Annotated in this window: 10 protein-coding genes; 1 reads left to right on the top strand and 9 read right to left on the bottom strand. The window is 49.4% G+C overall.

Going from position 1 to position 14,813, the window contains the following annotated elements; all coding sequences use genetic code 11:
* Nucleotides 1–13 precede the first annotated feature (13 nt).
* The 6 genes from IEV98_RS01360 to IEV98_RS01335 form a co-directional block, all read right to left on the bottom strand.
* Nucleotides 14–3,190, bottom strand: a complete 3,177-nt coding sequence (locus IEV98_RS01360; RefSeq protein WP_229738508.1) for a SusC/RagA family TonB-linked outer membrane protein — start codon at nucleotides 3,188–3,190, stop codon at nucleotides 14–16.
* A 293-nt stretch (nucleotides 3,191–3,483) separates the two neighbouring features.
* Complete coding sequence (locus IEV98_RS01355; RefSeq protein WP_188504143.1) at nucleotides 3,484–4,632, bottom strand: FecR family protein; 1,149 nt, start codon at nucleotides 4,630–4,632, stop codon at nucleotides 3,484–3,486.
* Between the two features lie 101 nt (nucleotides 4,633–4,733).
* Nucleotides 4,734–5,321 carry an RNA polymerase sigma factor gene (locus IEV98_RS01350; RefSeq protein ID WP_188504142.1) on the bottom strand — a complete coding sequence of 196 codons (588 nt, stop codon included), beginning with the start codon at nucleotides 5,319–5,321 and terminating at the stop codon, nucleotides 4,734–4,736.
* Between the two features lie 246 nt (nucleotides 5,322–5,567).
* Nucleotides 5,568–7,343: a DUF4091 domain-containing protein gene (locus tag IEV98_RS01345; protein ID WP_188504141.1), complete on the bottom strand. Its 1,776-nt coding sequence runs from the start codon at nucleotides 7,341–7,343 to the stop codon at nucleotides 5,568–5,570.
* Between the two features lie 105 nt (nucleotides 7,344–7,448).
* A complete protein-coding gene (locus IEV98_RS01340) occupies nucleotides 7,449–10,289 on the bottom strand; it encodes a hypothetical protein (protein WP_188504140.1) in 2,841 nt (946 codons plus the stop codon).
* 156 nt (nucleotides 10,290–10,445) lie between these two features.
* The gene (locus tag IEV98_RS01335) at nucleotides 10,446–11,930 is read right to left on the bottom strand and encodes an NAD(P)H-hydrate dehydratase (RefSeq protein ID WP_188504139.1); all 1,485 of its coding nucleotides are present in this window, start codon (nucleotides 11,928–11,930) and stop codon (nucleotides 10,446–10,448) included.
* Nucleotides 11,931–12,052: 122 nt separating this feature from the next.
* Between IEV98_RS01335 and IEV98_RS01330 the strand changes: the two genes are divergently transcribed.
* Nucleotides 12,053–12,373, top strand: a complete 321-nt coding sequence (locus IEV98_RS01330; RefSeq protein ID WP_188504138.1) for an iron-sulfur cluster assembly protein — start codon at nucleotides 12,053–12,055, stop codon at nucleotides 12,371–12,373.
* Between the two features lie 25 nt (nucleotides 12,374–12,398).
* Here IEV98_RS01330 and IEV98_RS01325 read toward each other — a convergent pair whose 3' ends face one another.
* The 3 genes from IEV98_RS01325 to IEV98_RS01315 are packed head-to-tail and all read right to left on the bottom strand — an operon-like array spanning nucleotide 12,399 to nucleotide 14,768.
* Nucleotides 12,399–13,010: a hypothetical protein gene (locus IEV98_RS01325; RefSeq protein ID WP_188504137.1), complete on the bottom strand. Its 612-nt coding sequence runs from the start codon at nucleotides 13,008–13,010 to the stop codon at nucleotides 12,399–12,401.
* 2 nt (nucleotides 13,011–13,012) lie between these two features.
* Nucleotides 13,013–14,263 (bottom strand): cation:proton antiporter, encoded by a 1,251-nt coding sequence (locus IEV98_RS01320; protein WP_188504136.1) that lies wholly within the window; start codon nucleotides 14,261–14,263, stop codon nucleotides 13,013–13,015.
* A gap of 28 nt (nucleotides 14,264–14,291) precedes the next feature.
* Nucleotides 14,292–14,768 carry a cation:proton antiporter regulatory subunit gene (locus IEV98_RS01315; protein WP_188504135.1) on the bottom strand — a complete coding sequence of 159 codons (477 nt, stop codon included), beginning with the start codon at nucleotides 14,766–14,768 and terminating at the stop codon, nucleotides 14,292–14,294.
* Nucleotides 14,769–14,813 lie beyond the last annotated feature (45 nt).

Here is a 14,813-nt window from a genome sequence, read left to right as displayed (position 1 = left end):
TTTGAGACTAACCTTAGAAACTTACTTGTACACCCAACATGAATGTTCGTGTTTTGGGGTACGCGTGCCGCTCTTCGAATCCCGGTTCCAATCCGTTGATATTCACCTCCGGATCAAGGCCAGAATATTTAGTAAATACAAAAAGATCCCTCCCCGTCGCATAGAGCCTCAGGTTTTTGAGCGGCCTGATAAAGTGATTCGGGAATGTGTATCCCACACTCAGCGCATCAATTTTGAGGAAATTTCCTTTTTCCAGCCAATAATCGCTGAGTTCTTTTTCTCCTGTGATATGCTTATGGTCCTCGTAAGCGCTCTTAAGTACGTTCTGGCCGGCGACAATGGGAACACTATAGTACATATTGATCATGTTGAACACGTCGTAGCCAAGCCAGCTGCGCATGTACAAGCTAGCATCAAAATTTTTGTAGCGTAGCGAATGATTCCACGACAGGATGATGCGGGGAATGGCGTTGCCTACAAAGGATTTATCGGCTAGTGTTTTGCTTTGCTTTGAGGAGTCAAAGGCATTTCCATCTTTATCGTATAGCATCCACTTACCGTCTTCCGTGAAACCTGCATGTCGCCAGATAAAGAACCGACCGATTTCTTCGCCGGGATAAAGCCGTACCGCATTGCCGGGAGATCCAGGGGCAGGAAAGCCTTTACGGTCTTGGAACGTAGTACTGCCCCACAACGATGTCAACACACTTTTATTGTGTGAATAGGCTAGGGTGGTCGAGTATTCCCAGTTTTCATTGGTCACGATTACGCCTGTCAAGTCTCCTTCGAAACCTCGGTTTTCCATGTTGCCCACATTCATGGTCGTTTTGTCGTGAATGGCAGGTGGTTGTGAAACACTGATATCATAGAGCATGTCGTCTACCTTTCTGTTATAGATATCGAAGCGACCGGTGAGTCTATTATCAAAGAAGCCAAAATCAAGTCCCACGTTCAGTTCCTTTTTCACTTCCCACTTGATATTTGCATTTTGGTTGTGGCCAACACCAAATGTCTGTATCCACTTACCTCCAGAGCGGTACCAGGTGTCGGGGCTGTACATCCGGAACGCAACTTTGGAGTCGAACCCTTCGTTGCCGGTTTCGCCGTAGCCTGCCCGTAGTTTCAGGTCGCTGAGGATATTGCTGTTTTGCAGAAATCCTTCTTCTGATACCCGCCATCCAACGGATATTCCCGGAAATGTACCCCAGCGGTTTTCCCTAGCAAATTTCGAGGATCCCTCTCGCCTCAGCGTGGCCGTAACAATATAACGATCTAAAAAGGTGTAGTTTACCCGTCCAAAGAAAGCAGCAAGTTTTACGGATGGGTTTCGCCAGGAGCCCATGCCCGCACTCCCTTCTTTCAGGAACGTGCCATTGCCGAGCCCATTTTCTTCCAACCCATCTACAGGGAAATTGGAGTTGCTGGCGTCAAATCCGCGGCTGTTGAAATCCTGGTAGCTGTATCCAGCCACAGCGTTGATATTGTGGTCATTGATTCTTTTGTTGAAGTTGACCGTCCATTCAAATGTGCGGTCATTTCCGCGGCCGTACGCCTGCCGCGCAAATCCATCGATGCCGTTCTCTCGCGAAACACGGTGTTGTGCAGAGCGGTAAAACACCGGGTGGTCGGAACGGTTGTTAATCCCGACCATGACCGACGTGTTTAAGTAGTCGGTAATGTTGAGTTTCAACGTGGAGTTGGCCAAGAGATTCTTATATTCCGTTTGGTTCTTCAGTAACATCACTTCAGCGACTGGGTTCCAGTATTCATACCCACCGGTCCATACGTTATACCCAGTGGGGTCACTTGCATCGTAGGGGGTTTCGGTCGGATTCAAAACAAGCGCCATATTGAAGATGCCATTATCGTTTCGATCAGTATTCAGTTGAGAATAATTGGCGTTGCTGTGGTTATAGGCAATATTGCTTGAAATTTCCGCTAATCCGTTGAGTAGTTTAAATGTACTGTTTATCCGCCCGCCATATTCTTTTCGACTAGACCCAATGGCGATACCTTTGGCATCGCGGTAGTTGAAGGTAGCATATAGTTGAGCATTTTCGGTGCCGCCGCTTAGGTTGACGACATGCCGATGACTAAACGGGTTGTCGTTGGTCACTTCGTCATACCAGTCTGTTCGATGGCCGAGATCCTCACCGCGCTCATTGGCTAAAAATTCCTCAGCGGAAAGAACTTCGGGGCGCCTACGTATGGATTCGGCAAATCCTTCTGTGGTATATGTAATGCTGGCTGTGCCGGCCTTCGCACGTTTTGTGGTAATCAGAATAACGCCGCCGGACGCCCTTGTGCCGTAAATCGCCGCAGCGGAAGCGTCCCGGAGAACGTTAATGGACTCGATGTCTTCGCGTACCACCGTACTCATACTACCGCCTGGTACCCCATCAATGACGATTAGTGGTCCCTGTGATGCGTTGATGGAATTAATTCCGCGCAATTGGATACTCAGGTTCGCATTGGGGTCTGTCCCATTTGTTGAAGCAATGGTAAGGCCAGGAACCTTTCCCTGTATGGCCATCAATGGCGACACGGCACCTTGAATCAAATCCTTGGGCCGCATGGTGGTGACGGCCGTGGTTAGGTCACGCTTATCGACTGTACCGTAGCCGACCACGACCACCTCGTCTAAGCTGGCTAAGTCTTCATGCATCGTTACTAATGCTGGTGTAGTAGTCGTGGCAGTGACTTCTTGACTGACAAAACCGATATATGTAAATACTAGTACTGCCGGGGTTTTCGTTACCGACAATGAGAACTGCCCGTTGTCATTCGTCAGCGTTGCGTTGTTTGTACCCTTTTCTACGACACTCACACCTGGCAAAGGCTCACTATTGGAGGTAATGACCCGCCCTGTTAGGGTCTGTTGTAGCCGTAATGAGGAGTTGCTGGATAGCACCGATGGCTTAAATGAGGTTTCGTTCCTATCCAGTATAATGATGGTTTTATTGTCTACCACATAGTCAATGGGCTGATGGGCAAAAATCATTTTCAGCACTTCTTCCAATGGTTTATCCTTCACGTCAATGGTCACTGGATGTGACTTTCTGATTTGGTTCGTTTTGATAATGAAATCTACTTCGCTTTGCCGACGGATTTCACGGAGTACCTGTTGAAGAGTTGCTTGTTGTTCGTGAAGTGTTACCTGTTGGGCAAGTGCCGAGGCTGAGACTTGCATACAGGCGGATATCATAATTAGGATAATAAGCTTCATGCGTAGGATAAGCTTCAATGTGTGTGATGGAAGTGGGGTGCATGCACGACCATTTCCGCAAAGATTAAAATGCATATCTTTGTGAACTTTGGGTGAATAATTAATTTAATATCAAGTACGTATTGAATGTTTCCCAATGGATACCGGGATGCTGGCGGGCACTCCCGGTTTTTCCATTTGTGTCTGGCTAAGTATGGTCGTGATTTTTCATAATTGTGTGTTTTGCTTGTTAATAATCGGTTATTTTGTCCTGTATCCTATTTCGACGAGAGAAATAGGGTATCGTCTTCTATCCGGGACGTCAATCCACCTGACAGTTCTAATATGCGTAATATCTCGGACAGGTTTTTATTACGCGAAATCTGGGCATTGTATAATTCGTCAGGTAAATCCCGTTCGTAAACAATCTTGACGTCATACCAACGGGCTATTTTGCGCATGATACTTGCCAGATTTTCGTCGACGAAAATAAAATCCCCATTTTTCCAATCCACTGCGGTTTCCACATCTACCTCATCGATGGCGATACCCTGAGACCCCACTTTACATTGCTGTCCGGGTTTCAACGAGGCGGATGAATGCGGGGTAACGACACGAACCGCTCCTTCTAACAATGTGGTGGTGGTGGTGTTTTCATCGTCATAGGCATTGATATTGAGTTGCGTTCCAAGAACTTCTGCAGTCTGCGATTTTGTTTTTACGCGGAATGGGATACGTTGTCCATCTTCCAGCCAGGTACTGACCTCAAAATAGGCTTCACCTTCCAACTCGACGATACGCTCGCCCTTGGCAAATTGCTTGGGATACGTCAGCGTACTCAGGGCGTTTAGCCACACCTTTGTACCGTCATGCAGTGTGATTTGGTATTGGCCACCCTTTGGCGTAACCAATTTATGGATAACAGCGGACGATGTCGCCAATTTCGTCCCATCGTTGTATGAGATTTCTTCGTCTGTAACGACGATACCAGACTGGTTACCGCTTAATTCGATGTGCTGACCGCCTTCAAGCATCAGTGTCGCGCGATTGCCGCCCGGTGTAATGTCGTGGGCGACTATTGTCTTGTCGGTTTTCTGATCTTTATGTTGAACGTGGTAATAGGCCCCGATGCCGGCGACCATGCAGATCACCGCAGCTGCAGCTATCTTCAGGTAGAAGGTCAGTGATTTAATAGGTTTCTTTCTCTTGTCGTCCCCTAAGTTTAGCCTTGCAAAAACCCTGGAGAGCACGGCGTCGTCTACGGTGGACTCCTCCTCGTTATGGAGGTGTTTGTTGATGAGTTGCACAAAGAGCGCCTTATCCTTACCCGACTGGAGCAGGTGGATTAATTGGGCTGCTTCTTCCGGGGTACAGGAATCGCTGAGGAATTTTTTAAATAGCGCATGAATATCCTGACTGTCGCCCATTTACTCGTTACTTTATATATAATACGGGAAATGGGTATACTCCCTCTGCTTGTTAATGATTTTTTTTGCCAGATCGCTAATTTTATGATGCGAATGGTTCATTATAAGAGATAGAGTGCAAATGCCAGGGCAATCGCATGTTCAGACCGGTAGTGCGCCTTGAGTGATTTGGTGGCTTTGACGATGTGGTCGCTGATGGTAGAGATGGAAATACCAAGTGTTTGACTAACGTCTTCATAGCTTTTGCCCTCTATCTTGCAGAGGGTATAGACCAGCCGACGTTGTGGGGGGAGCTGCAGAATTCCATTGGTGATGATGGCATGGGTTTCCTTGAAGGCCATTTCCTCATCGATATGCATATACGATGCGGTTGATTTTCCGATTAAATAGGCTTCGATATTTCGTCGCCTGGTTTGTAGGTGAAAGAAATCGTACACCAGGTGCTTCGCAATAGTAAAGAGGTATGATTTGAATGCTTTCGAGGGATCAATAGTTTCGCGCTTTTCCCACACGCGCTGAAATAAGTCTTGTAGAATCTCTTCAGCGACATCCGTAGATTTGACCATTTTTAGGATATTGCCATACAGTCTTTTGCTGTAAAGATAATACAGTTTTTCAAAGGCGGAGACGTCACCCTTTTTTAGTGAAATGAGTAATTCAGATTCATGATGTTGATCATTAATGTGCATACTTTTCCCTAATTTTTATTTAAGATGGTTTATCTTGCAGCCGAAAAGTGCTCACATGCGCACACTGGATGGCGGTGTATAACGCTTTGTTACTTAGTATGTATAACTGGCCGTTTAATAAACAAATCTTTGGTTCGTTCGAAAAACGCCCAATATTACACATTAAAAAAATAGGGTCATAATTTAATTATGATCCGCTTGTATGCAAATCGATTACAGCCGGTTAATCGGCGAATATCGAGCCGTCTATCTGCTTAATTCCGCTAGTACTTTCTTTCCCTGGTTAACCAATGCGGCAGTGCCAACTTCCGGTGCCGCTTTGATGTCGAACCGGGCCAGCACTTCTTCCAGTACCGCTAGTTTCTCCGCATCAGCCCCCACAGTAAATTGTTCGCGCAGGATACGGATTTTCTCGGCATCCTGAATGCCTTCCTTCATCCGCTCAAACCGGATGGAGCTCCTGCCATCGGGATAGATGACATAGGTGTCGCCGGCGGGCCATGTACGGAATCGGGAATCGGTCAACGGACTTTCGGTCCACGAATTATAAGACCAGTGCAGGTAGCCGTCGAGCCCGACAGCTCGCGTATACCAGCCCATAAAAACGGCTTCGGACGGGTCTGAAAACGTAAAGACGTTGGGGAATTCGTCAGCACAGCATACGTAGTAAGTACTGATCAGGTCATTTTCCTTCCGGAAAGCCAGATCCTTTTCATCGAACTCCGCTCCAAAAGCGATGCAAATGTCTTTCAGCATGGGGTACTGTTGGTAGCTTTTGTGGTTATCAGCCAACGCCACTCCCAGATCCGGTACAACCTTTTCCAATAGCGCCAGCGCGATCTTCATCTCTTCCGGTGCGCGCTCGTCCATGGCAATATTGGTCATTTCCAACCATCCCTTGTCTTTCAGATGGTCACGGAACGATGTGAGGAACGGCGTCCAAAGCTCGGTAAATTCCTTACTTCCTGGTTTGGCGCTCACGTTAACGGTATCTCCCGATGCCTCATCGAGGTAGTGGATTTCGTGATTCCAGGGAAGCAGTGAATAGCAATTGATCAGCTTGTCGACACCAAGATCCATCATGAAATTGACCCATCGATCAAAGATAACATAATCGTATTCCCACGTGTTGTTTGCTTTTTTTGTCCAGCGGATCATATCCTCGTAGGGGTCGAAACACTGGTTGTTCCACGGGTCTTTGTTCACATTGGCGGTGATGACTTTCTGACCGGCATCGGCCAGCATCTTCATCGGGACTTCCATCAGCTTCCAGTGTTCTTCGGACCAGACCTTCACGCCGTGCACGCGAGCGATAGCCGACGGGTGTTGCCATAGATCGAGGTGGAATATCCAGTCGCTTGGTGGTGGGAGGGTTTGCGGAAGCACTTCGATCGATATATTTAGCTTTTTCGTGCCGGCATTTTGCGTTTGCATACTTAGGGTGCCAGTATAGCTGCCCGGAGAAACATCCGAGGGGATATCAAAGCTTAGCCATACGGGTAACGTAGTATTGGCCGCCATGTCAAAGCACGCCACGTTATCCAGGGCATCTGCGGATAAGGATACGGGAAAGTCTTTGGGTTTCCGGTAACCGCAGCCGGGAGCGAAAATATCGGTTAATACATACCTGACAAACCGTGCTTGGCCGATGGCCGCATCCATCGTTGATCCGTTATCAGCCTTGAACGTTGAAAACTCAAATTCGATCTGATCGACGGCTTGGTCTGACCACAGTACAAGTTGCGCGGAAATGGTCTCGCCACGCCAGCCGCTACCGCTCCATGACGTGGATGGATCAACTTGGGGGATGGCCGATTTGGCGTACCGCTGATCGATCGTCCCAAACGAGTAGTGTAGCCCATCTACTTGCGACCAATCGACATGGGTGGTGTCGGGGTCATTGGCTTCGGTATAAGTCTCGCAAGATTTTGTCGGGCGCGATTGATTACAGGCGGCAATCAGTACGGTACCCAAGAAGAGAATAAGGTATCTCTTTTGGTTATATTCTCGTTTATATTTCATCTTTATAACGGAATCATGAACGGATTATAATCCAATGTTACATAATGCGAGCCTGTTTCGCAAATACAATGATCACGCAATCGATTGTGCAATTTTGTCGATGGATCACTTCAATACATACCAAACCTGTCCATTGGCCGGGATGGTTATGGGCAGCTGCAACGAAGTGCCGTCCAAGGACATTACTTTCGAGCCTCCATCGTTTGTGCTGACCGTCGCTTTGTCTCGCAGCCCCGTATAATAGAGGTCTACCGTGAGCGTCCGTTCGATGGGGGTATCCAACGGATTGTAGACCATCAGTAACCCTTTTTCTTCGCCCATAGGGTCGACGTGTAGGATGGCATCGTAGTCTCGTCCGTCGGGCCGCCGCAGGTGGATGATGTCGCTATCGAGTATCCGACGGTGGCGTTTGTAGAAGTCCACCCATTTTTTTACAAGCACCTTGGTTTCGGGCGTATCGTAGAGTTGGGGCCCACGGTAACAGGCCTGTACCCCCGCTCCAAAAAGATTGGCGAGACGCTGTTCATAGTGGGGGAGGTGATCATGGAGCGGTTCGATGGTAGCGGCTGGGCCACCGCCGTGGTATTCGACCAAAGGGACAAACATCCAGCCCATGGAGGGGGTCTTTTCCCAAGTACCATCGTAGATATTCTGTCGTTCGATGATTTCCTGGTATTCGCGGGGCAGCGACCAATTGGTCTCCCGGTAACCCATGGCGATTTTGGTACTACCCTGCAGAAAATACCAGTCCGGCACATTGAGATAGATTCCCCTCGACCGGCACCAGCGGTAGAAATCGCGTATTTGGACGAATTGTTTCCATTGCGAATCTTCGAGACCCCGATGACCGGGATGGTTATGCGATGCACAGACGTCGCCCGGGTAAGACCCATCGTGTTCAAGGATATCCATGCCAGTCTTTTCATAGAAAGCATAGAGCGTTTTGAAATAGCGGTCGCCCCATTCACTTAATAAGCAGGGGGAACGGCCAAATGTTGGTTTCATGCCCGGGGGCATCACCACGTCGTTGTCCGCATCGATGGATCGGCTGGCTAATAGCGAATAGCCACCCAAAGCAATCCCTTTGTTATGCGCATAGTCTCGCAATGCTTTCATTCGTTGGATGTTGGCCTCGGTGGTGTCTTCGATGTTGAACCCGCTACCGAACGTCATGATCACCATTTCGAAACCTACGTCGGCACTTTGGTCGATCGCTTTTTTGACAGAAGCGTCATCGGCACTCCGTACGTGCATGATGATCGGATTTTCCTGCGTCCAAGGGGCGATGGTGCGGTACATTTTCCGCTGTGCCAGTCCCCTTCGCTCGCGGTCGGAACTGTCGTAGAGCATTTCCCATAGGCGCATGCTTTCAAAAGGCATCCCCCGAGACACTTCCTGCCCCACACCGTGTTTCGGTTCACAGACCAGTACAGTTGGCGTTTTGAGTAGGTAGTTGACTTGTGTGGTGTAGGTAGAATCTTCGCGCCATTCCACACCGGCATTTTCCGATGCGTTTGGCGACATGGAGCCAAATGCAAAATCACTTTGCGCGAAAATCGGCGGAAGATGCCAGCGCTGTTTGTGTTCGACGGCGCTCTCCGCCTCGGTTACGGCCAGATGCTCCGTGCGGATGTTGTTGATGATAACCTCATCGTTCCCGTCATACTCGACGGTTATCCACTTGCTCAACAAGGGAATTCCGTTATATAGCTCATAATGAACATGAACCGTTAGATCACGGAGGAAATCCATGTCGCGAGACGGGGCCACCGGGTCGCCAAGTAGTACCAGGTTTTCCACACGACTTCTTCCAATATGTTCCGTTTTCGGACCTGATGTGGCGTCTCCAGACGGATCTGTTTTTCCGATCCTGATTTTTTCGGCTATGGCTGTTGTGTTGACAACGGCCAACGTTTGGTATTCTTTGCCGTTTGCCGAGACGGCGCAGCGGACTTCCCCTTCTTCCAGTTGCAGTCGTAAAAAATGGGATACGGAAGGATCCATGCCACGGAAATATTGGGTGGACCCATTGTGAAGCAATCCAAAGCTGCGATTTCCGGGCGAAAGGAATAGTTTAAGATTATCTTCGGCGTAGACCAATGTGATGCCCGGACCGTATTCGGTGGATTGGTCGGTGCCGGCATTGATCCGTGCAATGACCACGCGGGTATCCGTAGGCAGCGGTTGTTCGGCAAAAACAGGATGGTTTTGGGGGGCCATCATTTCGCCGGGCTTTCCTTCATTGATAAATGACGCGCTCCTGTCGTCGTTTGCCGAAACCAACTTCCATGCCTGGGAAAGCGTAGTAAACGGATCGTCCAATAGTTTCTGTCGTTGATCGTCACTTGTAAGCCGCACGAGATGCTGTTGGATGGTCGCCTCGTCTGCCTGGTATGAAAACCGCAGCATCGTGCCTTTTGCTTCTTCCGGTGGTTTTGATAACCATTCGCTACGGGGCGTCCACGCAAAGCGGTTTTCAAGGGGTTGACTATCCCACGATACCAACTTCAGACTGAGGGGATCGGCCTCGAGTTGCGGTATCCATGTAGGGTCGAGATAGTTTTGAACGGGTTGCCCGATCAGTCCACCCACCTTGATTTCGTGATCATTGATCCACAAGACGGCCTCGGGTGATATCGACCGGAGCAATGCTTCTCCGGTAGTCAGGTTGTCCAAACCGATGGTGGCCCCGCCGGGGGTTATTGAAAATGTACGTGTGATCAGCCCGTTGCTTAGGGCGAGATGGTTGTCTATTGTCTGATAGACTGTTGCTTTTTGGGAGACGCTATTGATCAGCCAGTCTTTTTGTACGGATGGCTGATCTGTGTACCTCGGTAGACTTGTCATGTCGTCGGTAAGCGGTTGGGCTAACGACATTCCATGAGGGAGGCTGCAGAAAGCCACGATGACAGCAGCCAGAAATCTTATTAGGGTACGATTTATCATCAGGGTTGTTATTTCTCAGCGTTGTCTGTATTAGCGTATGTGAGCAACAGAACAACTTATTGGTTCACTGCATATTTACCTAAAATAAAGTTTATCGTATTCATTTCTATTACCCTAACAATCCATCATCTTAGCGAAGATGCGCAATCGATTGTTTCAGATGCCCACCGATGCGATGGCTCGTGGGAGCTCTGCTATTAATCGCGACGCTGGCACCACCGCCATTCCCGCTGCAACCAGCTGGTTGCCGGCAGCCCCGTGCAGGTAACACGCCAGTACAGCTGCTTCCTGTGGATCGTAACCCTGTGCGAGAAACGATACCAGCATCCCGGTCAGTACGTCGCCCATGCCGCCACTGGCCATCGCCGGATTGCCGGTAGGGTTTATGCGCACGGTTCCGTCGGGCAGCACGATAAAAGTGTACCGGTTTTTCAATACGATGATCGCTTGAAGGGCCACAGCTTGCTCCCTTGCTGATTGTACGCGATCCCACCAATTGCCATGCGGACCAAATAAGCGGTCATATTCCTTCATGTGGGGTGTGAGAATGCTGTGCAGGGGTAGCTGCTTAAGCAATGCTGTCTTTCCGCCGAGGAAGGAAAGGGCATCGGCATCGACCACGAGTGGTTTTGACGAATAGGTGAGGATAGTTGGTAAGTTATCGCATGCCTTGCCGAGACCCGGCCCGATACCCACAGCGTCAAAGCTACCCCAAGTATAGGGCAAATCAGCCCAGGAGCAATACATGACTTCGGGATGGCTGGCATTTAATGCAACAAGGCCTTCTTTTGGGATACATGCCGAAGTAAGCCCTGCTCCGGAATATAGGCTTGCGCCGCAAGATAACAGTGCCGCTCCCATGGTGTCCGTACTGCCAGCAATGATCAATGCATGGCCGTAGGTGCCTTTATGGGAGAACGGTTTCCGTTTGCGGTAGATACGCTGGATATCGGCAGCTTCCACTAGCCCGAAATCGCTAGGGAGACTTTCGATAAAATCTTCGTCCAGACCGATATCGACGACCTGGAAAGCATCCATGGAATTGGCAGATTCCGGGAAGAAGAAGCTGAGCTTGGGCCGTTGGAACGTCACGACCTCATGCGCGCGAACGGTATATTCTCCTTCGGGAATGGCGCCGTCTGCCCGAAGACCGGATGGAATGTCAACGGCGACCGTCTGCCGATTGGCCTGATTGATATGTTGCGCCATTCGTAGCCAATCGCCTTCCAGCGGTTTGTTTAGCCCCGAACCCAATAATGCATCGATGACAACGTGCTGATGGATATCCGGTAATTGATCTGCTGGAAAAAACTCGGTGACGGCGATGGGTGTGTGGTATAATCTGGAAAGATTAAAGGCAAAATCATCGCTTTCATAGCTGTTAAATCGTGCAATCCATACGGTGATGGCATCGTAACCGCGCACTTGGAGCAACCGGGCAATGGCCAGGCCATCCCCACCGTTGTTTCCTGTGCCGCAGCAGACCACTATGCTCGTATTCTTGTCGGGATAAAGCTGCATAACTGCGGTTACGAAGGCCGATGAGGCTTGTTCCATCAGGTCGATGGACGCGATCGAAGTGACCTCGATGGTATGTTGGTCGGCTAGCCGCATTTGCGCGGACGTAAGGATGCTGTTCATCTGTTTTCTATTGGTCGTTTAAAGTTAAGGCTTTGTGGGTATAATGTCAAGAAGACGGAGCGCAATAGGATGAAGTGCGGAAAATACGTTAGCTTTGCATAGTCATAATTGAAGGAAGAACCATGATTATCAATGACCCCCTGCATCTTGCACCAGCTATCACCGACGTATTGGAAACCGTGTTCGATCCGGAAATTCCTGTCAATATTGTTGAATTGGGATTGGTGTATGAGGTGATTACCAAGGAAGACGGCATTGCCAAGGTAGTGATGACACTCACAGCACCGGGTTGCCCAGTAGCCGGTGATATTATAGACGAAGTACAGCGCAAAGTAGGCGAAGTGGAAGGTGTGAAGCAAGCACTGGTAGAACTGACCTTTGACCCCGCTTGGGACAAAAGCATGATGAGCGACGTGGCGCGTTTAGAGCTTGGGTTTATGTAATGGCTACCTCGGACAGGCAGATTCCCTATTCGCCAAAGGTGCGCACAATCTGCGCACGGTACTGTGTACCTTTCTCCTGAAATTCGATGGTTTTCTTGTAGGTGTCATACGTGAAGAATACTTCACCCGGCACTGGCGCATTTTCCTCGAAAAAGAGCTTGAAGCTATTCGTAAACGGCTTATTGTGGTCTACGGGCGCCCGATTTGATGAGAACGCCAGTGGCTGTACCGGCTGCGCTTTCATCCGGGTAACCCCCTCGACCTTCCACAAGGTAGCCAATGCCGCCACGAACCTGTCGCTTTCTGGGCCTGACCGGAGGAACGTGATGGTGCCGGTCTTGAATCCAACCTCTTCGTTTACGGAACCGTCGGAATTGATTCCCGCCGGGATATCCTTATCCAACTGGATGGTGAAACCCACCGTGTCCTGCTCGTAGATCGCCCTGGCGGAGTACGTGATAGCCGTATCCCCATCCCTTCGATCCAACAACCGCATCGCGATGTACTTAGGGTTCTCAGGATTGTTAGTCAGGGCAAATAAAGGCGCTGCATCCCCACTGCCGCCATTGGTTTTCGGTGCATTGCTGCATGAGGCCAGTACGACGACCGATAGTAACATGATGAGGGTGTTTTTCATAGCTACGTGTTTTTATTATCGGATTGGTTTTCCAAATCGCTCAGTGTTTTTACAGGCTTTTTTTCCACGTTATCCTTTCCAAACAATGCATTCCAGATGTTGCGCGAGTCTTTGGTCAGCAGGGGTGCCACAATCGCTAAGATTAAGACATATACGACCACAAAGGATTGGATGACCGGGAGTAAATTGCCTGCTTTGCCGATGTTGGCCATGATAATGGAAAATTCTCCCCGAGCGGCTAGCGTGAAACCGATATCCACCGAATTTCTTTTCTTCAACCCCGAAAAACGGGAAGCGAAATAGCCCGATGCAACGTTGCATATGATGGTCACCCCAGCCGCAACGGCGGCCCAGAAGACAGCACCGCCCAAGGACATGGGGTCTATGGAAAGCCCGAAGCTGAAGAAAAACATGGCCCCGAAGAAGTCTTTGAAAGGCAACACAAGCTGTTCAATACGCTTGATGTATTGCGAGTCAGCGAGGACCAATCCGGCCATGAGCGCGCCAATGGCCTCTGCCACGTGGATGGTCTCGGAGAAACCAGCTACGATGAACAGGAGGGCAAAGATAACCAATACGAACAGTTCGGATGATTTATCCTGGAGGATTTTATCGATGGCGGGAACCAGTTTCCGGCCCAAGATCAGGAAGGCCAGGATGAATCCCAAAGCGAGCAGCGATGTACCCGCTACTGTCCAAAAAGAGCTGCTGCCAGTCAATATCAATCCCGAAAGGAAGGAAATATGCATGGCGATAAACAGGTCGTCAAACATGATCATTCCCATGATTACCTCCGTTTCAGGGTTCGCGGTGCGCTTCAGGTCAGTAAGCACCTTGGCCACAATAGCTGTGGATGAGCTCGTCATGATGCCGCAAAGTACCATGATTTCCTTAAAGGGTAGGTCCATCAGCCAGCCGATGAGTAACCCCGAGCAAAAATTGAGAATGACGTAAAATGTGCCGCCCGTGAGGATAGACTTTCCCGATTTGATGAGCCTGCCGACAGAAAATTCCAGTCCGAGGTAAAACAACAGGAATAGTACCCCCAAGCGCCCCATGAAATCGATGAACGGTTTGCTTTCGGTAAAGGTGAGATCAATATTACCGAACGTCGGCGCATGCTGGCCAAGCACCATGCCAATTAAAATGAAAAAAGGAATCACTGAAAACCGGAGCCTGTTCGATATCAGTCCGACAAGCGCTACCAACCCTACGGCAATACCTATTTCTAATATCAGGGTATGTGACAGCATCCGGTTTCTTTAATCTTACGATGAGCTACTATAGTATTTCCTTTAATAACTTGATATGGCTACGCTTGCCCGCTACCACCATGGTGGTGGCTGCGGCGATGACGTAATCGGGGCCGGGATTGATGATGGTGTCCTCCGCTTTTATCGCCGCAATGATGGATGCGCCGGTACGTTTGCGCACCTCTAATTCTCCGATTGATTTTCCGATGCTTGGGGAACCGGCACTTACTTTAATCCATTCGATGCTGAGGTCATCCAGCGCAACCTCAATGGTTTCGAGGGCCTTTGGTTTGTAGGACAGTCCGCCGATAATCCCAGCCACTTGGCGTGACTCCTCATCAGACAGGGTCATCACGCACTTCGACTCGCTTTCCTCTTGGTCATAGCGATAGAGTTCGCGCCGTCCGTCGTCGTGGATGACCACAACCATGTTGTCTCCGGCCTCGGTTTCAATTTGATATTTCTTGCCGATACCAATCAGGTCTGATTCTCTTACAATTGACATAATCGTCTCTCCCTAAGTTTAAAATCCAACAAAGATACGACTTTA

Origin of the sequence: Parapedobacter pyrenivorans (genome assembly GCF_014636865.1) — a bacterium.
Lineage (GTDB): Bacteria > Bacteroidota > Bacteroidia > Sphingobacteriales > Sphingobacteriaceae > Parapedobacter > Parapedobacter pyrenivorans.
Note: the sequence above shows the minus strand (reverse complement) of the source record. Positions and strands in the feature narration are given on the sequence as shown.

What these genes read in the sequence shown, in the direction of transcription:
- IEV98_RS01360 (WP_229738508.1), bottom strand. Translation starts at nt 3,190, where the DNA reads ATGCAAGTCTCAGCCTCGGCACTTGCCCAACAGGTAACACTTCACGAA.
- IEV98_RS01345 (WP_188504141.1), bottom strand. Translation starts at nt 7,343, where the DNA reads ATGAAATATAAACGAGAATATAACCAAAAGAGATACCTTATTCTCTTC.
- IEV98_RS01350 (WP_188504142.1), bottom strand. Translation starts at nt 5,321, where the DNA reads ATGCACATTAATGATCAACATCATGAATCTGAATTACTCATTTCACTA.
- IEV98_RS01320 (WP_188504136.1), bottom strand. Translation starts at nt 14,263, where the DNA reads ATGCTGTCACATACCCTGATATTAGAAATAGGTATTGCCGTAGGGTTG.
- IEV98_RS01355 (WP_188504143.1), bottom strand. Translation starts at nt 4,632, where the DNA reads ATGGGCGACAGTCAGGATATTCATGCGCTATTTAAAAAATTCCTCAGC.
- IEV98_RS01335 (WP_188504139.1), bottom strand. Translation starts at nt 11,930, where the DNA reads ATGAACAGCATCCTTACGTCCGCGCAAATGCGGCTAGCCGACCAACAT.
- IEV98_RS01315 (WP_188504135.1), bottom strand. Translation starts at nt 14,768, where the DNA reads ATGTCAATTGTAAGAGAATCAGACCTGATTGGTATCGGCAAGAAATAT.
- IEV98_RS01325 (WP_188504137.1), bottom strand. Translation starts at nt 13,010, where the DNA reads ATGAAAAACACCCTCATCATGTTACTATCGGTCGTCGTACTGGCCTCA.
- IEV98_RS01340 (WP_188504140.1), bottom strand. Translation starts at nt 10,289, where the DNA reads ATGATAAATCGTACCCTAATAAGATTTCTGGCTGCTGTCATCGTGGCT.
- IEV98_RS01330 (WP_188504138.1), top strand. Translation starts at nt 12,053, where the DNA reads ATGATTATCAATGACCCCCTGCATCTTGCACCAGCTATCACCGACGTA.